The 22,193-nt window shown below is 59.7% G+C and carries 11 protein-coding genes, 3 tRNA genes and 2 rRNA genes; 14 read left to right on the top strand and 2 right to left on the bottom strand.

From position 1 onward, the window contains the following. Positions 1–4 precede the first annotated feature (4 nt). A complete protein-coding gene (locus FKL89_RS19365) occupies positions 5–3,955 on the bottom strand; it encodes a DUF3683 domain-containing protein (RefSeq protein ID WP_395706599.1) in 3,951 nt (1,316 codons plus the stop codon). A gap of 317 nt (positions 3,956–4,272) precedes the next feature. Here FKL89_RS19365 and FKL89_RS19360 point away from each other — a divergent pair, with 317 nt between their 5' ends. Beyond that, the gene (locus FKL89_RS19360; protein WP_156864347.1) at positions 4,273–6,516 is read left to right on the top strand and encodes an Orn/Lys/Arg family decarboxylase; all 2,244 of its coding nucleotides are present in this window, start codon (positions 4,273–4,275) and stop codon (positions 6,514–6,516) included. Positions 6,517–6,932: 416 nt separating this feature from the next. Here FKL89_RS19360 and FKL89_RS19355 read toward each other — a convergent pair whose 3' ends face one another. After that, positions 6,933–7,418 (bottom strand): hypothetical protein, encoded by a 486-nt coding sequence (locus tag FKL89_RS19355; protein WP_156864346.1) that lies wholly within the window; start codon positions 7,416–7,418, stop codon positions 6,933–6,935. Positions 7,419–7,995: 577 nt separating this feature from the next. Between FKL89_RS19355 and accD the strand changes: the two genes are divergently transcribed. The 13 genes from accD (at position 7,996) to FKL89_RS19290 (ending at position 22,137) form a co-directional block, all read left to right on the top strand. Next, complete coding sequence (gene accD / locus FKL89_RS19350) at positions 7,996–8,844, top strand: acetyl-CoA carboxylase, carboxyltransferase subunit beta (RefSeq protein ID WP_156864345.1); 849 nt, start codon at positions 7,996–7,998, stop codon at positions 8,842–8,844. Between the two features lie 172 nt (positions 8,845–9,016). Continuing rightward, entirely contained in the window at positions 9,017–10,303 is a 1,287-nt protein-coding gene (folC, locus tag FKL89_RS19345; protein ID WP_156864344.1) for a bifunctional tetrahydrofolate synthase/dihydrofolate synthase, read from the top strand. Between the two features lie 6 nt (positions 10,304–10,309). Beyond that, positions 10,310–11,032 (top strand): SPOR domain-containing protein, encoded by a 723-nt coding sequence (locus FKL89_RS19340; protein ID WP_156864343.1) that lies wholly within the window; start codon positions 10,310–10,312, stop codon positions 11,030–11,032. A 24-nt stretch (positions 11,033–11,056) separates the two neighbouring features. Continuing rightward, complete coding sequence (locus tag FKL89_RS19335; protein ID WP_156864342.1) at positions 11,057–11,632, top strand: CvpA family protein; 576 nt, start codon at positions 11,057–11,059, stop codon at positions 11,630–11,632. After that, the gene (purF, locus tag FKL89_RS19330; RefSeq protein ID WP_156864341.1) at positions 11,620–13,125 is read left to right on the top strand and encodes an amidophosphoribosyltransferase; all 1,506 of its coding nucleotides are present in this window, start codon (positions 11,620–11,622) and stop codon (positions 13,123–13,125) included. Before FKL89_RS19335 ends, purF begins: the two co-directional genes overlap by 13 nt. Before the next feature lie 14 nt (positions 13,126–13,139). Continuing rightward, positions 13,140–13,751 carry a hypothetical protein gene (locus FKL89_RS19325; protein ID WP_156864340.1) on the top strand — a complete coding sequence of 204 codons (612 nt, stop codon included), beginning with the start codon at positions 13,140–13,142 and terminating at the stop codon, positions 13,749–13,751. 26 nt (positions 13,752–13,777) lie between these two features. Then, the gene (locus FKL89_RS19320) at positions 13,778–14,962 is read left to right on the top strand and encodes an O-succinylhomoserine sulfhydrylase (protein WP_156864339.1); all 1,185 of its coding nucleotides are present in this window, start codon (positions 13,778–13,780) and stop codon (positions 14,960–14,962) included. A 63-nt stretch (positions 14,963–15,025) separates the two neighbouring features. Further along, positions 15,026–16,300 carry a polyhydroxyalkanoate depolymerase gene (locus FKL89_RS19315; RefSeq protein WP_156864338.1) on the top strand — a complete coding sequence of 425 codons (1,275 nt, stop codon included), beginning with the start codon at positions 15,026–15,028 and terminating at the stop codon, positions 16,298–16,300. 247 nt (positions 16,301–16,547) lie between these two features. Then, positions 16,548–16,624 (top strand) — tRNA-Met (locus FKL89_RS19310). Between the two features lie 413 nt (positions 16,625–17,037). Further along, a 16S ribosomal RNA gene (locus FKL89_RS19305) occupies positions 17,038–18,571 on the top strand. A gap of 169 nt (positions 18,572–18,740) precedes the next feature. After that, positions 18,741–18,816, top strand: a tRNA-Ala gene (locus FKL89_RS19300). A gap of 48 nt (positions 18,817–18,864) precedes the next feature. Continuing rightward, positions 18,865–18,941 (top strand) — tRNA-Ile (locus tag FKL89_RS19295). A gap of 314 nt (positions 18,942–19,255) precedes the next feature. After that, positions 19,256–22,137, top strand: a 23S ribosomal RNA gene (locus FKL89_RS19290). Together the 16S and 23S rRNA genes with 3 tRNA genes alongside form the textbook arrangement of a ribosomal RNA operon. The last annotated feature ends 56 nt before the right edge of the window (positions 22,138–22,193 follow it).

The raw sequence follows: 22,193 nt of genomic DNA, 5'->3' as shown, positions 1-22,193 counted from the left end.
TTGCCTACACCAGCACCCGCTCAATGCCGCCGCTGTTGGCGCGCTCGACGTACTCTGCCATCCAGTTTGGCCCGAGCAGATGCTTCGCCATCTCCACCACGATGTAATCGGCGGTGGTGCCGGCGTCATCGTTGTAGCGCGACAGCCCCTGCAGGCAGCTCGGGCAACTGGTCAGAATCTTGACGTCACCGTCGAACTTCTTCTCGCTGCCGTCAGCGGACTTCACCGGGATCGCGCGCAGGGCATCGGCCCCTTTGCGCATCTCGCCTTCTTTGCGGAAGCGTACCTGCGTCGAGATGTCGGGCCGGGTGACGGCCAGCGTACCGCTCTCGCCGCAGCAGCGGTCATTGAGCGCGACGTCTTGTCCCATCAAACCGTTGACCACCTTCATTGGCGCCTGCGTCTTGATCGGCGTGTGGCAGGGGTCGTGGTACATGTAGCGGGTACCCGTCACGCCTTCGAGTTTGACGCCCTTTTCCAGCAGGTATTCGTGAATGTCGAGCAGGCGGCAGCCCGGGAAGATCTTCTCGAACTGGTACTTCTGCAACTGGTCCATGCAGGTGCCGCAGCTCACGATCACCGTCTTGATGTCGAGATAGTTCAGCGTGTTGGCAACGCGGTGGAACAGCACCCGGTTATCGGTGGTGATTTCCTGGCCCTTGTCGTGATTGCCGCTGGCCGTCTGCGGGTAGCCGCAGCAGAGGTAGCCCGGCGGCAGCACGGTCTGGGCGCCGACGTGCCAGAGCATCGCCTGCGTGGCGAGCCCAACCTGGGAGAACAGGCGCTCCGAGCCGCAACCGGGGAAATAGAACACCGCTTCCTGCTCATGCGCATCCAGCTTCGGGTTGCGGATGATCGGCACGACCTTGTCGTCTTCGATATCCAGCAGTTTGCGCGCGGTCTGCTTGGGCAGGCCGCCGGGCATCGGCTTGTTGATGAAGTGAATCACCTGCGCCTTGATCGGCGGCTTGCCGCCTGTCGTCGATGGCGGCCGCTTGGTCTGCGAGCCGATCAGGCCGAAGCGCCGTGCAAGGCCATGCGCGAAGCGCTGCGCACGGTAGCCGGTGTTGACCACCGTACGCTTGAGCAGATTCACGGTCGCCGGATCGCGCGCGTTGAGCAGTGTCATCGCGATTGCGTTACCGGGATTGAACTTCTTCTTGCCTTCCTTGCGCAGCAGATTGCGCATCGCCATCGACACATCGCCGAAGTCGATGTCCACCGGGCACGGGTTCACGCATTTGTGGCACACCGTGCAGTGGTCTGCCACGTCCGCCAGCTCATCCCAGTGCCTGAGCGAGATGCCGCGCCGGGTCTGCTCCTCGTACAGGAAAGCCTCGACCAGCAGGCCGGTCGCGAGGATCTTGTTGCGTGGGCTGTACAGCAGGTTGGCACGCGGCACATGGGTCGCGCAGACCGGCTTGCACTTGCCACAACGCAGGCAGTCCTTCACCGAATCGCTGATGGCGCCGATGTCGCTCGCCTCCAGAATCAGCGACTCGCTGCCGAGCAGGCCGAACGAGGGGGTGTACGCGTAACGCAGATCGCCACCGGGCAACAGCTTGCCCTTGTTGAACCGGCCCTCGGGGTCAACCTTGTTCTTGTAGCGCTGGAACGGCGTGATCTCGTCGTCGGTGAGGAACTCCAGCTTGGTGAGGCCGATGCCATGCTCGCCCGAAATCACCCCATCAAGCGCGCGTGCAAGCCGCATGATGCGCGCGACGGCGGCGTTGGCCTCCTGCAGCATCTCGTAGTTGTCGCTATTGACCGGAATGTTGGTGTGCACATTGCCGTCACCAGCGTGCATGTGCAGCGCCACCCAGACCCGGCCACGCAGGACCTCCTGATGAATGGCCCGCAGCCGCTCGACGATCGGCTTCAGCGCCTCGCCGGCAAAGATGTCTTCCAGTGGCGACTTGATCTCGGCGCGCCAGCTCACCCGAATCTCGTGCGATTGCAACTGGCGGAACAGCGACAGCGCCCCCGCCTCATCGGCGAACGACGGATCCTGGATGAACGGCTCAGTATTGCAGATGGAGGAAGGCCCAACGCCGTTCAGCAGCGCAGCCCATTTGGTGCGGACTGATGCAACCAGTGCACGCGCCTCGGTTACCTTGTCAGCCAGCAGTTCGGCGGAAACGCCGTATTCCTCGTAACGATGCTGCGGCATCGGCCCCGCGAAGAAGCCGAGCAACTGGTCGCACAGCGCAAGCTTGTTCCGGATCGACAGCTCGATGTTGATGCGCTCAATGCCGTCGCAATAGTCGCCCATGCGCGGCAGCGGGATGACCACGTCCTCGTTCAGCTTGAAGGCATTGGTGTGCTTCGAGATCGCGGCCGTGCGCGCGCGGTCAAGCCAGAATTTCTTGCGCATTTCGCCGCTGACGGCAACGAAGCCCTCACCGCCGCGGGCATTGCAGATACGCACCACTTCGGACGCGGCGCGTGCGACAGCGTCTTCATCGTCACCGACGATGTCGCCAATCAGCACCATCTTCGGCCGGCCATGGCGCTTGGCTTTGGTGGCATAGCCAACGGCGCGGACATAGCGCTCGTCAAGATGTTCGAGCCCTGAGAGCATCACCCGCGCATCGCCGGTCTTGGGCAGTGCATCGAGGTAGTCTTTCACCTCCACGATTGACGGCACCGAATCGCGCACCTGACCGAAGAACTCCATGCACACGGTGCGTGTGTGCGGCGGCATCTTGTGCAGCACCCACTTCGACCAGGTGATCAGGCCGTCGCAACCTTCCTTCTGCACACCGGGCAGACCGGAGAGGAACTTGTCGGTGACGTCCTTGCCGAGTCCGATCTTGCGGAAACTCGGGCCGGGGATGATCAGCGTTTCTTCTCGCAGCGGACGCCGCTTCTCGTCCAGGTACTGCAGGTGAAAGGTCGCGTGATTGGCGTCGTGAATCTTGCCGACGTTGTGATCCATGCGGGTGACTTCGAGCCACTCGCCGTCGGGGGTGACCATGCGCCACTGCACCAGATTGTCGAGCGCGGTGCCCCACAGCACCGCCTTCTTGCCGCCGGCGTTCATGGCAATGTTGCCGCCAATGCAACTGGCGTCGGCGCTGGTCGGGTCGCAGGCCCAGACCAGCCCGGCGTGTTCGGCCGCTTCCATCGCGCGCCGCGTGACGACGCCCGCTTCGCATTCGATGACGCCGTATGGCTCGCCGTTGTTGGCGCCACCGGGCAGCGGCTCAAAACGCACCGGGGACAGCGTCTCCAGCTTCTCGGTGTTGATCACCGCCGACAGCCGCGACAGCGGAATCGCGCCGCCGGTGTAACCGGTACCGCCGCCACGCGGAATGATGGTGAGGCCGAGCTCGATGCAGCCTTTGACCAGGCCAAAAACCTCGTCCTCGCTGTCGGGATGCAGCACCACGAAGGGGTACTCCACACGCCAGTCAGTCGCATCGGTCACGTGCGACACACGGGCGAGGCCGTCAAAGGTGATGTTGTCCTTGTGGGTGATGCGGCCGAGCACCTTCAGCACCCGCTTGCGCAGGTCGTAGGTCTCGCGGAACTGCGCTTCAAAGCGATCGACGGCCTTGGCGGCTCGTGTCACCAGTTCGCCGACTTTCTCCTTGCGTGTCTCACCGTCAGCGTCGGCAACATCCACATTCCGCCGTTTCTCCACCTCACCAAGGCGATGCCGTAAAGCCTCGATCAACTGCGCGCGGCGGCGCGGGTTGTCGATCATGTCGTCCTGCAGATAGGGGTTGCGCTCCACCACCCAGATGTCACCAAGCACCTCGAACAGCATGCGTGCGCTGCGACCAGTCTTGCGCTCCCCGCGCAAGGACTGCAACACGTCCCAGGCGTCGTCGCCGAGCAGGCGGATCACGATCTCACGGTCGGAAAAGCTGGTGTAGTTGTAGGGAATTTCACGGATGCGGCTGCCGCCGTCGTCCGCCGCAGCATCGACGTGCGAGGCCTTCTGGGCAATGGTGCGAGGACGCGTTTCGCTGACCGGGGACGCCGCCGTCGCAGGAAGTGCGTGAGGACGCAGAAAGCGGGCGAGACGCTCAAGTGAGCGTGGGCCGACAAGCGAGACGGGCCACAGCGAAGCCTTCATGACGGCAGGGAAAGCACGCGCGGCGTGCCCGAGTGAATGGGGCCGCAGTATATCGCGGCGCAGCATCGCTGAAACCCGCGTAAAACCGCGCGCGCGGTGGGGTTGGACAGTTCGTTTCGGTAGCATTCGGGGTCACGCCCATACGCTGACGCCGTTGTGTCAATCCGGGCGCTTCTGAAGGTACCCGCATGAAATTTCGCTTCCCCGTAGTCATCATCGATGAAGACTGGCGCGCCGAGTCGGCGTCTGGCCTTGGCATCCGCGCGCTTGCCAAGGCGCTGGAGGATGAAGGCATGGAAGTGGTCGGGGGCTTCACCTACGTTGACGTCGGCATGGTCGCCAATCAGGCGGCGCGGGCCTCGGCCTTTGTGGTGTCGATCGACGATGAGGAGATCAACGAGGACGGCGCCGAGAGCACTGCGGTTGTCGAGTTGCGCAAGTTCATTGCGGCGACCCGCCGGCGCAATGCCGACGTGCCGATCTTCCTGTTCGGTGAGACGCGCACCTCGCAGCATCTGCCGAACGAGATTCTCAAGGAGCTGCACGGTTTCATTCACATGTTCGAGGACACGCCGGAGTTCACCGCGCGGATGATCGTGCGCGAGTCCACCAAGTACCTCAAAGCACTGCCGCCGCCGTTCTTCAAGGAGCTGGTGGACTATGCACGCGACGGCTCGTACTCTTGGCACTGCCCGGGGCACTCCGGTGGGGTGGCGTTTCTGAAGAGCCCGGTGGGACAAATGTTCCACCAGTTCTTTGGCGAGAACATGCTGCGGGCCGACGTCTGCAATGCGGTGGAAGAGCTGGGTCAACTGCTCGATCACACCGGCCCGGTGGCCGCCAGTGAGCGCAATGCCGCACGGATTTTTGGCGCCGATCATCTGTTCTTCGTGACCAATGGCACCAGTACGTCGAACAAGGTGGTGTGGCACGCCAACGTGGCGCGCGATGACATCGTGCTGGTCGACCGCAACTGCCACAAGAGCATCCTGCACGCGATCATGATGACCGGCACGGTGCCGATCTTCCTGCAGCCGACGCGCAATCACCTCGGCATCATCGGGCCGATCACGCGCGACCAGTTCTCGCGCGAATCGATCCAGAAAAAGATCAACGCACATCCGCTGGTCAAGGACAAGAAAGCCAAGCCACGGGTGATGACGATCACCCAGAGCACCTACGACGGCGTGCTCTACAACGTCGAGACGATCAAGAAAGAGCTGGCCGGGTACGTCGAAAACCTGCACTTCGACGAAGCCTGGCTGCCACATGCGGCGTTCCACCCGTTCTATCAGGACATGCACGCCATCGGCCCCGGCCGCAAACCTTGCAAGGATTCGATGGTTTACGCCACACAGAGCACGCACAAGCTGCTGGCAGGGTTGTCGCAGGCGTCGCAGATTCTGGTGCAGGACGCCGAGCACCTGAAACTCGACTTCACGCGCTTCAACGAGGCGTACCTGATGCACACCTCCACCTCCCCGCAGTACGCGATCATCGCCAGCTGCGACGTGGCGGCGGCGATGATGGAGCAGCCGGGCGGTGGCGCACTGGTGGAGGAGAGCATCAGCGAAGCGCTCGACTTCCGCCGCGCGATGGCCAAGGTGGATAAGGAATGGGGCAAGGACTGGTGGTTCAAGACCTGGGGGCCCACCAAGTTTGACTCCAACGGCTCCGGCAAGCGCGAGGAATGGTTCCTGAAGCCGACTGACAAGTGGCACGGCTTCGGCAATATCGCGTCCGGCTTCAACATGCTTGATCCGATCAAGGCGACCATCGTCACACCGGGGCTGGACGTCAACGGCCGTTTCTCGAAGCAGGGTATTCCGGCGTCGCTGGTCACCAAATATCTCGCCGAGCATGGCGTCGTCGTCGAAAAGACCGGTCTCTATAGCTTCTTCGTCATGTTCACCATCGGCATCACCAAGGGCCGCTGGAACTCACTGGTCACCGAGCTGCAGCAGTTCAAGATGGACTACGACCAGAACCAGCCGCTGTGGCGGGTGATGCCCGAGTTCGTGCATGCGCACCCGCAGTACGAGCGCGTGGGCCTGCGCGACCTCGCGCAGCGCATCCATGAGGCCTACCGCAAGTACGACGTCGCGCGGGTGACCACCGAGATGTATCTGTCGCCGATGGAACCAGCGATGAAGCCGAGCGACGCCTTCGAGCATCTCGCGCACCGCAAGGTGGACCGGGTACCGGTGGACGAGCTGCAAGGGCGCGTGACCGCCATGCTGGTGACGCCCTACCCGCCAGGCATTCCGCTACTGCTGCCCGGAGAGCGCTTCAACAAGACGATCGTCGATTACCTCAAGTTCGCCCGCGAATTCAACACGCTGTTGCCCGGCTTCGACACCGATGTGCACGGGCTGGTGATGGAGCACGACAAGGGGGTGGAGCGGTATTTTGTCGATTGCGTGAGGGCGTAGTTCACCCCCGTTCGTGGTGAGCTTGTCGAACCATGAACGCAGCTGGTCCCCTCTCCCCCTGTGGGAGAGGGTTAGGGAGAGGGGGATGGTCGCCCTCCAGACACGGGTTGCGGGCGCCACCAGCGCGCTCAGTGGCCGCGCGGGGCCAGTTACCTTTCTTGCTTCGCCAAGAAAGGTAACCCAAAGAAGGCGACCCCAGCGATTCGCTGTTTCCCTCCGGTGCTCGCAACGCGCGGGACCCGCACAAATCGCCCGATGGCGCGCAAGTCTGCGCGCGGTGGGCTCATGGTGCGGGTCTACGACCGCGCGTTGCTCCGCTCCTCGGGGCGAATCCATGGGGACCCCGTCGAACCGAAGCTTGATCGCTTCGCGATGGCGGTCACGGGAACCCGGATGCGAGCATCCGGGCTACACACCTACCAGTTTCGAGGGAAAGGGCTATCTGACCGATACTGCCTCGCGGCTCTAACTTTGGCGTCGTCAGACGCTTGACGCTCTTGGGTCTTGTAGGTCTGTTTGCAGACGACGCACGAGTAGAGCCCCTTTCCGTCAGTGTGCAGTCGGACTAGGCGACTGTCGCCGTCGTAGCACTTTTGACAGTATGCCTGCTCTTGTCTGCTCTGTGTGGCATCCGGCAAAAAGTAACACGGCGGCTCCCAACGAAGGTCGCGTCGCACCCGAGCTTCCTCGCGCAGCGTACGAATTTCCGCATCGCGTTCAAGGATCAGTTGCTGCACTTCAGCCGCGCCGATCTTTGCATCGGCGAGTGCCTCCATCAACTCCGCGAGCTTCAGCTTTAGTTCAGCGCGCTCCAGCGTGATCCCGCTTTCTCGAATTAGCTTGGCAATATCCGTTGCAGCCTTCAAGCTGCCGAACAATGAGCCGATTGCGGCGACGTCCATGGACAGAGCAATTAATCACTTTAATGCGGACTATGCTCGCATCCGAGGCTTCAAACGTCAATTCCAACACTTTGTAAGCGCCACGTTGTATGCGGACCAATCAGCTCGCAGCGTTGTAGCCCGGATGCTGGCATCCGGGTTCCCGTGAACCCCATCGCGAAGCGATCAAGCGTTAGTTCGACAGGGCCCCATGGATGCGCCCCGAGGAGCGGAGCGACGCGCGGTCGTAGACCCGCACGATGAGCCCACTGCGCGCAGACTTGCGCGCCATCGGGCGATTTGTGCGGGTCCCGCGCGTTGCGAGCACCGCAGGAATCAGGCGAATCGTTGGGGTCGCCTTCTTTTGGTTACTTTTCTTGGCGAAGCAAGAAAAGTGACTGGCCCGCGCGGCCACGAAGCGCGCTGGTGGCATACGAACCTCTTCATTCCATCAGACCCTTCGACAAGCTCAGGGCGAACGGAGGGGTGGCCACGGCGCGCGCTGGCGGCACGCACGCCTGTTAGGCGCTTTCCCCCAAATCCGCGACAATCACGCCCTCACGAGAAAACGGAGCGGGTTACCCGCCCATCGCTGCCTATGTCCTGGATCGAGAAAATCATTCCTTCGGTGAAAGGCGATACCGGCGCCAAGCGTGGCGTGCCGGAGGGCCTTTGGCTCAAGTGTCCCTCGTGCGACACCGTGCTCTACACCTCGGACGTTGAGAAGAACCAGCACGTCTGCATGAAGTGCAACTACCACATGCGGATTGGTGCGCGGGCGCGGCTGGCGGCGCTGCTTGACGAGACCGGCCGCAAGGAGATCGGCGCCGATGTGACGCCGGTGGACTCGCTGAAATTCAAGGACAGCAAGAAGTATCCGGACCGCCTGAAGCAGGCGACCGAGGCGACGGGCGAAACCGACGCGCTGGTGGTGATGCAGGGTGCGATCGAGAAGGTGCCCGCCGTAGTGGCGTGTTTCGAGTTCGAATTCATGGGCGGCTCGATGGGTTCGGTGGTCGGCGAGCGTTTCGCACGCGGCGTTGATGCTGCGATCAAGGCCAAGTGCGGCTTCGTGTCGATCGCGGCGTCGGGCGGCGCGCGCATGCAGGAAGGCTTGGCCTCGCTGATGCAGATGGCCAAGACCACGGCGCGGCTGGCCGAGCTGGCTGAGAAGCAACTGCCCTACATTAGCGTGCTGACTGACCCGACGATGGGTGGTGTGTCAGCGAGCTTTGCCTTTGTGGGCGACGTGGTGATCGCCGAGCCGGGCGCGCTGGTGGGCTTTGCCGGCCCGCGCGTGATCGAGCAGACGGTGCGCGAAAAATTGCCCGAGGGTTTTCAGCGGGCCGAGTTCCTGCTCGACAAGGGCGCCATTGATCTGATCGTCGATCGCCGCGAGCTGAAGCCGACGCTGGCGAAACTGCTGACGTCCCTGCGTGCGTCCTGAGCGACCGTCATCGCAGCCTCGTGGGTGTACAGCTTTTCGCTGAAATGACGTCTAAAAAGGGCTCATTGGCGAAATACGGCAAAAGTCGGCTTTCGCCGAATATTCGGCGTAGCCCTGATGAAATAAGCGTTTCAGCGAAAAGCTGCTTGTCCCCATTGCTTCGTTCCACGCCATGACCACGCTCGCTGACTGGCTGGCACGCATCTACACGATCCGTTCCGGGCCTGAGATTGAAATGGGGCTGGAGCGCATCCGGCCGATCTACGAGCGCATGCAGGTGGCGCCGGCTTGTCCGGTGATTCTGGTGGCGGGCACCAACGGCAAAGGGTCGGTGTGTGCTTACATCGACGCCATCCTTCGTGCATCGGGCTACCGTGTCGGCCGCTACACGTCACCGCACATCCATCGCTTCAACGAGCGGGTGGTCGTCAACGGCGCCGAAGCGAGTGATCAGGCGCTGGTCGCCGCGTTCGACGCCGTGGAGGCGGCGCGCGGCGACGTGTCGCTGACTTTCTTCGAATACACGACGCTGGCAGCGTTTCACCTGTTCGCCGCCACCAGGCTGGACGCCTGGGTGATCGAGGTTGGCCTCGGCGGTCGGCTCGACGCCACCAATATTCTCGATGCTGACTGCGCGGTGATCACCAGCATCGGCGTCGATCACACCGAGTTCCTTGGCGAAACGCGCGAGCTGATCGCGATCGAGAAGGCCGGCATCCTGCGCCGCGGCCGTCACGCGGTGATTGCTGAGCCCGATCCGCCGGTGACCTTGACGCATTCGATGAACGGCCACGGCGCCCACGGCCACTATATCGGGCGTGACTTCGGCTGGCACCGCATCGCCGAAGCGCCGCAGCAATGGGGCTTCTGGATCCGCGACCCGGCGGCGGGCGGCGATGGCGTGGCGCATCGCCACGGTTTGCCGATTCCGGCGCTACGCGGCAGCTACCAGCTTGGCAACGCGGCGGCGGCGCTGGCCGCGCTGCACTGCCTGCGTGATCGGCTGCCGGTGGCGCAGGGGGCGGTCAAGCAGGGCCTGCTCGAAGTCGAATGGCCAGGCAGATTCCAGGTGCTTCCGGGGCGACCGGTGACTGTGCTCGATGTCGGGCATAACGCCCATGCGGCGATTGCGCTTGAGCGAGCGCTCGCTGACATGGCGTACTTTCCAGTGACCTACGCGGTGTTTGCCATGCTGCGCGACAAGGACATTGCGGCGGTGATCGACGCGGTTAAGCGCCGTATCGACGAATGGCACATCGCGCCGCTGCCCGGTCCGCGCGGCGCTGACTTGCCGCTGCTGCTGGCGGCGTTGGCGGAAAACGGTATCCCGGATCGCCAGATTCACCGCCATACCGATGTCGCCACCGCATATGCTGCGGCGCGGAAACTGGCAGCCGAAGCCGATAGAATCGTCGTCTTTGGATCGTTCCTCACGGTGGCGCAAGTCTCCGGGGCCTGAGTTTTAATGGCAGCAGCCGCGCCCAATATCGACGAACCGCAACGCGCCGACCAGTTGCGGCGCCGCGCCAATCGCCGGCTGCTTGGGGCGAGTGTGCTGTTGCTGATCGCCATCGTGGCGGTGCCGATGTTCCTCGAACGCGAGCCGCCGCCGCTGCCGGACAACGTGGATGTGCGCATCCCGCCGGTCGAAGGCACCAAATTCGATCCCAAATTTCCCGACGGCAAGAAAGCCGCTGCCGACAAGCCGGCGGAGATCGCGTCGATCAGCGAGCCGACTGGTGCCCAGGCGGGCGCGCCTGCAGCTGTTGCGGCCGCCGTTCCTGACAAGGCTCCGGCCAAGGTGGTGGCCGATACTTCGCCTGCGAAACCGGCAACCGCAACCGCTCCGGCGACCAAAGTTGCCGAGAAACCCGCCGAAAAAGCGCCGACCAAGGCTAACGAGAAGGCCCCAGCCAAGAGCGCACCAGTGACTGCGGCGGAACCGGTGCGCAAGCCCGGTCAACTGGTCGTACAGGTGATCGCCGTGCGTGACCCAACAGCGGCGAAGCAGGCCTACGATCGCGTCAAGGCACTCAAGTTTCCGGTCTACACCGAGAAGATTGACGTGTCCAACGGCGTTGTCGTCCGCGTGCGTGCGGGACCCTACGACAGCAAACAGGCGGCAGAGGCCGCGCGTGCAAAGCTCGCACAGGCGGGTTTCGAGGCCAAGGTCGTCACGCTGCAATAGCGGACGCCGGGACACCAACACCTCATGACCGGCTTTGATATTGCAGTCATCGTGGTGGTGCTTCTTTCTGCGCTGCTGGGGCTGTGGCGGGGTGTGATCCGTGAGGTGTTCGCGCTGGCCGCCTGGATCGCCGCGATTGTCTGCATGTTTCTGTTCGGCAGTCGGGTGGCGCAGATGTTGCCGATGCTGCAGCTTTCCGCCGAAACCGCGTGGCTGCGCTCACTGGCCGGTTATGCGCTGGTGTTTGTGGGCGTATTTCTGCTGCTGAGCGTGATCGGATTCGCGTTCAGCAAATTGGTCAAGGCGGTGGGGTTGTCCTTTGTTGATCGTGCGCTTGGCATGGTGTTTGGTGTGCTGCGCGGTGTGCTGATTGTGGTGCTGCTGGTGCTGGTCGCTGGCGCCACCAGCCTGCCCTCATTCGCCTGGTGGCGTGACAGCGTGACCGCGAAGCCGCTGGCGACGTTCGCGGCGATCCTGCGCAGCAAGTTGCCGGACGATCTGGCAAAACGCTTCAAGTTTCAGCCGGCGACGCCCACCGTCGCCGGTACCGATTTCAAGATGGCGGCGGCTGCCGCAAGGATGCTCCCATGTGTGGTGTGATCGGCATCGTTTCGCACGGCCCGGTGAACCAGTTGATCTACGACGGCCTGATGACGCTGCAGCATCGCGGGCAGGACGCCGCCGGCATCATGACCGCCGATGGCGCGGTGTTCCACCAGCACAAGGCCAAGGGCATGGCGCGCGACGTGTTCCGCACCCGCAACATGCGCGATCTGCTCGGCAACGCCGGCATTGGCCATGTCCGCTACCCGACGGCCGGCAGCGCGGTGAGCGAGCATGAGGCGCAGCCGTTCTACGTGAATTCGCCATTCGGCATCTCGCTCGTGCACAACGGCAATCTCACTAACGGCGAGCAGTTGAAGGCGGATCTGTTCAAGCTCGACGCGCGCCATATCAATACCAACAGCGACAGTGAAGTGCTGCTCAACGTGCTGGCGCTCGAACTCGAACGCGCTGCGGGCGGCGGTCGCGCGCTGACGCCAGAGATGATCTTCAAGGCGGTCGCCGCGGTGCATCTGCGCTGCAAGGGCGCGTATGCGGTGACCGCGATGATTGCGGGCTACGGCATGCTGGCGTTCCGCGATCCGCATGGCATCCGGCCGATGGTTTATGGCCGCAACGAGACAATGGCCGGGCCGGAATATGCGGTCGCCAGTGAAACCGTGGCGCTTGACGTGCTGGGCTTTCAGTTTGTGCGTGACATCGCACCTGGCGAAGCGCTGTTCATCGATTTCGCGGGCCATGTACATGCCCAGCAGTGCGCGCAGAACCCGAAGCTCAATCCCTGCATCTTCGAATACGTTTACCTCGCAAGGCCGGATTCGGTGATTGATGGCATCAGCGTGTACGACGCCCGCGTCCACCTGGGTGCCGAGCTGGCTGGCGAAATCATGAAGCTGCCCGACTGGCAGGACATCGACGTGGTGGTGCCGATCCCCGATTCATCCCGCCCGAGCGCACTGGAGTTGGCCACCCGCATCGGCCGCCCGTATCGCGAAGGTTTTGTGAAGAACCGCTATGTCGGCCGCACTTTCATCATGCCGGGCCACGCCATGCGCAAGAAGAGTGTGCGCCAGAAGCTGAATCCGATCGCCAGCGAATTTGCCGGCAAAACGGTGCTGCTGGTGGACGACTCCATCGTGCGCGGAACGACGAGCCGTGAGATCGTGCAGATGGCGCGCGAGGCCGGCGCGAAGAAGGTGTTCTTCGCCAGCGCTGCGCCGCCGGTGATCTATCCGAACGTGTACGGCATCGATATGCCCACCCCGAGCGAACTGATCGCGGTGGGCAAGACCCATGAGCAGGTGGCCGAAGCGATTGGCGCGGACCGCGTGATTTATCAAAGCATCGACGGCATGAAGCGCGCAATCCTGCAAAGTCAGAATCCGGCGCATCCGGCGAAGATCGCCGACTTCGATGCGTCCTGCTTCGACGGCTGCTACGTCACTGGCGACATCACGCCGCAGTTCCTCAAGGGGCTGGCGGTGGCGCGCGATGAGTCCCGGGGCGAGGTGGTGGGGGCGGATCAGTGAAGGGAATCGCGACTGTGAATCGTTCAGTCAGCGCGATGTTGCTGTGGTTGTGCATTAGCCATTGGTGTCTCGCGCAAGACATCAATGTTCCAGACGGGTATGCCCTGCAGCGTCTGGAAGCCACCGATGGAGGCATTGCGATGCCAATGGGTTGGCACTATCGCAGCAGCGGGACCGCAAGCGGTTGGCTATACACGTTGTCCAAGGAGAAACCCGAGCCCTACTACGAGACCGGTATGCGAATCCAACTGTTGCTCGGCGTGGAAAAGGGCACAAAGCAGCCTCGCGATATGTTTGTTGATGCGCAAATCGTGAAGAAGAAGACCAGTAGTGACGTGGAAGTAATAAAAGAGTGCGCGCTGCCAGCAGACGCAGGGTTCTTTTGGCGCAAGTGCTTGGAGGTCATCGAGCCGATTCAGTTGGGTTCTGAAGCGCCTAAGCGGTTTCATATTCTCTATACCTTTAGCTGGTCGAAAAGTGGAGACATGGTGGTCGTGCAGACTTTCGGTAGCCCGGTGGAAAAGTGGGAAGAACACAAGCCAATTTCCAATGCTATGAGTGGGGCAATACTGATAGGCGCAAACCTCGGAAAGAATGCGGATAGACACTCGCAGCCGAAACCTTAAGTCCGCGACATTTCGAAGAGAGCACAATGAACGATCACGACTACTCCGTAGACACGCTAGCCATCCGCGCGGGTGGGTTGCGTTCGCCTTTCAACGAACATTCCGAGGCGCTGTTTGCCACGGTGAGCTTTGTGCACGAGTCTGCCGAAATGGCCGCGAAGCGCTTTACCGGCGAGGAGCCTGGCTACATCTACTCGCGCTTCACCAATCCGACGGTGGACATGTTCGAGCGTCGCCTGGCGGCGATGGAGGGTGCCGACGCCGCGATCGCCACGTCCACTGGCATGGCGGCGATTTCGACACTGGCGATGACGCTGTGCTCGGCGGGCGACCATATCGTCACCAGCGGCAGCGTGTTCGGTTCAACGCTCAATGTGTTCGGTGCGCCGGTGATGGGCAAGTTCGGCGTCACTTGCGAGGTGGTGAACTCGACCGGGCTTGATGCCTGGGCGAAGGCAATCCGACCCGGCACCAAACTCGTGTTCCTGGAAACGCCGTCGAATCCGATGGCCGATGTGTTTGACATCGCCGCGATCGCAGAGATGGCGCGTAAGGTCGGCGCAACCTTTGCCGTCGACAATTGTTTCTGCACACCGGTGTTGCAGCGGCCACTGGCGCTCGGCGCCGATGTGGTGATTCATTCAGCATCCAAGCACCTTGATGGACAGGGACGGGTGATGGGGGGGGCAATCGTGGGCACGAAGGAGATGTGCCGCGAACGCGTCTACAACTTCCTGCGTACCACGGGCGCGAGTCTTGCTCCGTTCAACGCATGGGTGATTTTGAAGGGCATGGAGACGCTGCCGATCCGCATGCGCGCGCACAGCGAGAATGCATTGGCGCTTGCAGAGTGGCTGGCGGCCCACCCGAAGGTGGCGAACGTGAACTATCCGTTCCTGGCGTCGCACCCGTCGGTGGCGCTGGCGAAGCGGCAGCAGTCGGGCGGCGGCGCGGTGCTCTCGTTCAACGTCAAGGGCGGCAAGACCGAGGCTTGGAAGGTGGTGGACGCAGTGAAGATCATGTCTATCACCGGCAATCTGGGCGATGTGAAGACCACGATTACGCACCCGGCGACGACCACGCACGGGCGCATGACACAGGCGGCACGCGACGCGGCGGGCATTGGTGACGCGTTGATCCGCGTCGCCGTCGGCCTTGAAGCGCAGGACGACTTGCGCGACGACCTGGCGCGCGGGTTGGCGCAGATTTAGACATCGGTCGCAGCGGACGGCTGACAATCAGTACAGAGAAAGTTTTCAGAGGGATCAAGAGTCATGTTGTACGCGTTTCACGAGATGCAGAAATCCCTGGGGGCGCCAATGCGCTTTATGGCCGAAATGGGCATGAACTGGGCGCAATCCGATGGCAATCCGTGGAAGGATCTGCCGCCGAATGATTTTCTGGCGGCGAGTAGCGAGCTGACGATACGGCTGACGAAGGAGTATCCGAAGCTGCCGTTTGGCATTCACACGATCAGTGTCGACGGGCATACACATGCCATCGAAGAGACGGTTGTCGCCGAGAAGCCGTTTTGCCAGTTGCGCCGTTTCAGCAAGGTAGGCGCCAAGGGCGAGCCGCGCATTCTGCTGGTGGCGCCGCTCTCGGGCCATCATGCGACCTTGCTGCGCGATACGGTGCGCTCACTGGTGCAGGATCACGAAGTGTTCATCACCGACTGGCGCGATGCCCGCATCGTTCCGCTGGCGGAGGGGATCTTCCACCTCGATGACTACGTGACCTATGTGATGGAGTTCCTGCGTTCGCTGGGACCGGAAGTGTTTGTGATGTCGGTGTGCCAGCCGACGGTGCCGGTGCTGTGCGCGGTCAGCCTGATGGCCGCGCAGAACGATCCGTTGCGCCCCAAGGCAATGATCATGATGGGCGGCCCCATTGATACTCGCGTCAATCCGTCAAGCGTCAATAACTACGCCACCAAGCATTCGATCGAATGGTTCGAGCGGCACGTGATTTCGCGCGTGCCCGCGAAGTATCCGGGCTTTGGCCGCCGCGTCTATCCAGGCTTCCTGCAGCACTACGGCTTCGTTGCGATGAATCCTGGGCACCACGCCAAATCGCACTGGGAATATTTCATCAACATGATGCGTGGTGATGGCCCGGGCGATACGGATGCACATCGCAAGTTCTACGACGAGTACAACGCGGTGCTCGACCTCGACGCCGCTTACTATCTGGAAACTGTGCAGCGTGTGTTCCAGGAGTTTCGCCTGCCACGCGGTGTGATGGAGGTGCACGGTGAAAAGGTGGCGCCTGCTGCGATCAAGGATATTGGCCTGATGACGGTCGAGGGCGGCGAAGACGATATTTCCTGCCCGGGCCAGACGTACGCTGCTCACGGTCTCTGTTCGAACATTCCGCAATCGAGGCGCAATCACCTGCTGGTGGAGGGTTGCGGCCACTACGGTATCTTCTCCGGCAGCCGCTGGCGCAGCATTGTTTATCCGGCAATTCGCGATTTTGTGGCGAAGGAACGTCTGGCGGCAAAGTCTGGTGAAGTAACTACTACCCCACGCCGTGCCGGCAAGCGTTAATTCGAAAAAATTCTCTTTTTTTCACAAACTGTTGTGAGTATTGGGTTGGCGGGTGATGTTGCTTAAGGAATGGGCGGTGGAATGCTTAAGAGTTAGGCAAAAAGAGGGGGTAAAGAGGGGTTTTTGGGTGGGATGGGGTTGCAAAGGGTTTTTAGCTGTGCCATAATTTCTGTCTTCGCTGATCGAACGCAACGCAGCAAATAACAACGAGTTAGTTGTGCTGAGTTTGAAAGGCAGAAGCCGCAGGCGCGGGGTGGAGCAGTCTGGCAGCTCGTCGGGCTCATAACCCGAAGGTCGAAGGTTCAAATCCTTCCCCCGCAACCAGTTCAGGTCTGACAAAGATTTGGAAATGGTTGCGAAGTCTGTGAAACAAAGACTTGCTTGATGTGGCGTAAGCGCGTTGAGTAAGTTGAGAGAAATAATTTGCGAGGCATTAGAATAGATGCCCCGGAAATGATTTCTCTCGAAAAAGCCGGAAGGCAGATTCGGGAAAGCCTCGAAAGAGGTGAATGGAGAAATCGCTGCTCTTTAAGAATTGAGACAACCGAAACGTGTAGGTACTTCGGAGAATAGCCAGCCGCTCTAGGGTTTGGCGAGCTTCAGAGGTGCATGCACGGATGGGGAGATGTTCTTCTCTGATTGATCCAGGCTTTGCTAAGCCGCCAAAGGTCAGTTAAGGGAGGGATGTCGAAGAACCGTTCAGTGTAATTTTGAGTATTGTGAAATTAGCAGTGATTGAACTGAAGAGTTTGATCCTGGCTCAGATTGAACGCTGGCGGCATGCTTTACACATGCAAGTCGAACGGCAGCGCGGGGGCAACCCTGGCGGCGAGTGGCGAACGGGTGAGTAATGCATCGGAACGTATCCTGTAATGGGGGATAACGTAGCGAAAGTTACGCTAATACCGCATACGCTCGAGAGAGGAAAGTGGGGGATCGCAAGACCTCACGTTATAGGAGCGGCCGATGTCCGATTAGCTAGTTGGTGGGGTAAAGGCCTACCAAGGCGACGATCGGTAGCTGGTCTGAGAGGATGATCAGCCACACTGGGACTGAGACACGGCCCAGACTCCTACGGGAGGCAGCAGTGGGGAATTTTGGACAATGGGCGAAAGCCTGATCCAGCCATGCCGCGTGCGGGAAGAAGGCCTTCGGGTTGTAAACCGCTTTAGTCCGGGAAAAAGGGGTGCGAGGATAATACCCTCGTGCTTTGATGGTACTGGAAGAATAAGCACCGGCTAACTACGTGCCAGCAGCCGCGGTAATACGTAGGGTGCGAGCGTTAATCGGAATTACTGGGCGTAAAGCGTGCGCAGGCGGTCTTGTAAGACAGTCGTGAAAGCCCCGGGCTTAACCTGGGAACTGCGATTGTGACTGCAAGGCTAGAGTGTGTCAGAGGGGGGTGGAATTCCACGTGTAGCAGTGAAATGCGTAGAGATGTGGAGGAACACCGATGGCGAAGGCAGCCCCCTGGGATAACACTGACGCTCATGCACGAAAGCGTGGGGAGCAAACAGGATTAGATACCCTGGTAGTCCACGCCCTAAACGATGTCAACTGGTTGTTGGAAGGGTAACCTTTTAGTAACGAAGCTAACGCGTGAAGTTGACCGCCTGGGGAGTACGGTCGCAAGATTAAAACTCAAAGGAATTGACGGGGACCCGCACAAGCGGTGGATGATGTGGTTTAATTCGATGCAACGCGAAAAACCTTACCTACACTTGACATGCCAGAAATCCTGCAGAGATGTGGGAGTGCCGCAAGGAATCTGGGCACAGGTGCTGCATGGCTGTCGTCAGCTCGTGTCGTGAGATGTTGGGTTAAGTCCCGCAACGAGCGCAACCCTTGTCACTAGTTGCTACATTTAGTTGGGCACTCTAGTGAGACTGCCGGTGACAAACCGGAGGAAGGTGGGGATGACGTCAAGTCCTCATGGCCCTTATGTGTAGGGCTACACACGTCATACAATGGTCGGTACAGAGGGTTGCCAACCCGCGAGGGGGAGCTAATCTCACAAAGCCGATCGTAGTCCGGATCGCAGTCTGCAACTCGACTGCGTGAAGTCGGAATCGCTAGTAATCGTGGATCAGCATGTCACGGTGAATACGTTCCCGGGTCTTGTACACACCGCCCGTCACACCATGGGAGTGGAATCCGCCAGAAGTAGTTAGCCTAACCGCAAGGAGGGCGATTACCACGGTAGGTTTCATGACTGGGGTGAAGTCGTAACAAGGTAGCCGTATCGGAAGGTGCGGCTGGATCACCTCCTTTCTAGAGAACGCGCCTCGAAGACGTGTTTGATGGTCGAAAGACTCTCAGCATGATCTTCCGAAGTGCCTGCACTCGTTTCGGTTGTCTGAACATAAAGAGACACAACCTGTTGCGCTTTGCGCTGCTGGCTGGCTGACAAGCTGGTTTCGGCGGGCGTAAAGCGGCAAGCGGGGGATTAGCTCAGCTGGGAGAGCACCTGCTTTGCAAGCAGGGGGTCGTCGGTTCGATCCCGTCATCCTCCACCACTTTCGATGAGTTGCGCCAGATGGGTGCCGCTGATTAAAAGTTTCGGAGGGTCTTTAGCTCAGCTGGTTAGAGCACCGTCTTGATAAGGCGGGGGTCGATGGTTCGAGTCCATCAAGACCCACCATTCAAATATCGCGGGTTGTGGTCAGGTGCATAGGCATCAGCAATAAAAGTTGTTCAAGCGCTTATTGCTGATGGCTATCCAATCGGTAGTCTCTGTTCTTTAAAAATCTGGAAGAAGTTTGTTCACGCTCATTGATGAGATGAGATGTGGACATGGGTTTAGATTGTATTTTTGGTGTTCCGATACCGGCCGCTTCCGTTGGTCGGGTTGAAGGTTCGGGGCATCAAGTTCTCATACACACCTGTGACGCGGTGCTGTTGTTTGAGTTAACGCCGAAAGGAGTTGACTCAGGTGATGGTGTTTGAGCGTTATAGGATCAAGTGACCAAGCGCACATGGCGGATGCCTTGGCGGCAACAGGCGATGAAAGACGTGTAAGCCTGCGATAAGTCTCGGGGAGCTGGCAATAGAGCTTTGATCCGGGAATTTCTGAATGGGGAAACCCACCCGCAAGGGTACTCCCTGCTGAATACATAGGCAGGGTAGAGCGAACGCAGTGAATTGAAACATCTCAGTAGCTGCAGGAAAAGACATCAACCGAGATTCCCAAAGTAGTGGCGAGCGAAATGGGAAGAGCCTTCACGATTTAGCTGTTGACATAACCAAACGGTCTGGAAAGTCCGACGATACTGGGTGATAGTCCCGTAGGTGAAATGTTGGCGGTGGAACTAGGCGTGAGAGAAGTAGGGCGGGACACGTGAAATCCTGTCTGAAGATGGGGGGACCATCCTCCAAGGCTAAATACTCGTTGCCGACCGATAGCGAACTAGTACTGTGAAGGAAAGGTGAAAAGAACCCCGGGAGGGGAGTGAAATAGATCCTGAAACCGTGTGCGTACAAACAGTCGGAGCTCGAAAGAGTGACGGCGTACCTTTTGTATAATGGGTCAGCGACTTACGTTCAGTTGCGAGCTTAACCGAATAGGGTAGGCGTAGGGAAACCGAGTCTGATAAGGGCGTTTAGTAGCTGGGCGTAGACCCGAAACCGGATGATCTAGTCATGGCCAGGATGAAGGTGGGGTAACACCTACTGGAGGTCCGAACCGACTGTTGTTGCAAAAACAGCGGATGAGTTGTGACTAGGGGTGAAAGGCTAAACAAATCCGGAGATAGCTGGTTCTCCTCGAAAACTATTGAGGTAGTGCCTCGTGTATATCCACTGGGGGTAGAGCACTGTAATGGCTAGGGGGACATGTAGTCTTACCAAACCATAGCAAACTCCGAATACCAGTGAGAGTGAGCACGGGAGACAGTCCTCGGGTGCTAACGTCCGAGGGCAAGAGGGAAACAACCCAGACCGCCAGCTAAGGTCCCCAAGATATGGCTAAGTGGGAAACGAAGTGGGAAGGCATAGACAGTCAGGATGTTGGCTTAGAAGCAGCCATCATTTAAAGAAAGCGTAATAGCTCACTGATCGAGTCGTCCTGCGCGGAAGATGTAACGGGGCTCAAGCCATACACCGAAGCTGCGGATCGTAGCAATACGATGGTAGAGGAGCGTTCTGTAAGCCTGTGAAGGTGTCTCGTAAGGGATGCTGGAGGTATCAGAAGTGCGAATGCTGACATGAGTAGCGTTAAAACGGGTGAAAAGCCCGTTCGCCGAAAACCCAAGGTTTCCTGCGCAACGTTCATCGGCGCAGGGTGAGTCGGCCCCTAAGGCGAGGCAGAGATGCGTAGTCGATGGGAAGCTGGTTAATATTCCAGCACCGATTGTTGATGCGATGGGGGGACGGAGAAAGCTAACCGAGCTGAGTGTTGGATTACTCAGTGAAAGCCTGTAGACGTGCTGCTTAGGTAAATCCGGGCGGCTTAGTTGAGGGGTGAGACGAAACGCTCTTCGGAGTGCCAAGTCGGCGATGCTCTGCTTCCAAGAAAAGCCTCTAAGCTTCAGTCAACAATTGACCGTACCGCAAACCGACACTGGTGGGTAGGATGAAAATTCTAAGGCGCTTGAGAGAACTCTGGAGAAGGAACTCGGCAAATTGATACCGTAACTTCGGGAGAAGGTATGCCCTGGTAGATTGTAGGAGTACATCCGAAGGTCGAGAGGGTCGCAGAGAATCGGTGGCTGCAACTGTTTACCAAAAACACAGGACTCTGCTAACACGAAAGTGGATGTATAGGGTCTGACGCCTGCCCGGTGCTGGAAGATTAAATGATGGGGTGCAAGCTCTTGATTGAAGTCCCAGTAAACGGCGGCCGTAACTATAACGGTCCTAAGGTAGCGAAATTCCTTGTCGGGTAAGTTCCGACCCGCACGAATGGCGTAATGATGGCCACACTGTCTCCTCCAGAGACTCAGCGAAGTTGAAGTGTTTGTGATGATGCAATCTCCCCGCGGCAAGACGGAAAGACCCCATGAACCTTTACTGTAGCTTTGCATGGGACTGTGACGATGTTTGTGTAGGATAGCTGGGAGGCTTTGAAACCGGGACGCTAGTTTCGGTGGAGCCAACGTTGAAATACCAGCCTGATGGCGTTGCGGTTCTAACCTGGCCCCCTGAATCGGGGGTGGGGACAGTGCATGGTGGGCAGTTTGACTGGGGCGGTCTCCTCCTAAAAGGTAACGGAGGAGCTCGAAGGTGCGCTCAGCGCGGTCGGAAATCGCGCTACTGGAGTGTAATGGCACAAGCGCGCTTGACTGCGAGACTGACAAGTCGAGCAGGTACGAAAGTAGGACATAGTGATCCGGTGGTTCTGTATGGAAGGGCCATCGCTCAACGGACAAAAGGTACTCTGGGGATAACAGGCTGATACCGCCCAAGAGTTCATATCGACGGCGGTGTTTGGCACCTCGATGTCGGCTCATCTCATCCTGGGGCTGTAGCCGGTCCCAAGGGTATGGCTGTTCGCCATTTAAAGAGGTACGTGAGCTGGGTTCAAAACGTCGTGAGACAGTTTGGTCCCTATCTGCCGTGGGCGCTGGAAATTTGACGGGGCCTGTTCCTAGTACGAGAGGACCGGAATGGACGTACCGCTGGTGTACCTGTTGTTTCGCCAGAAGCATCGCAGGGTAGCTATGTACGGAAGAGATAACCGCTGAAAGCATCTAAGCGGGAAACTCGCCCGAAGATTAGATTTCCCCGGGGGCTCGACCCCCCTGAAGAGCCGTTCAAGACCAGGACGTTGATAGGTCAGGTGTGGAAGCGCAGTAATGCGTTGAGCTAACTGATACTAATTACTCGTGCGGCTTGATCCTATAACTCACAAATATCAAAACCCGAATGAGCAGCAATGCTTGTCCGGACAACTCGC

It is taken from the genome of Casimicrobium huifangae, assembly GCF_009746125.1.
GTDB classification, from domain to species: Bacteria; Pseudomonadota; Gammaproteobacteria; order Burkholderiales; family Casimicrobiaceae; genus Casimicrobium; species Casimicrobium huifangae.
Note: the sequence above shows the minus strand (reverse complement) of the source record. Positions and strands in the feature narration are given on the sequence as shown.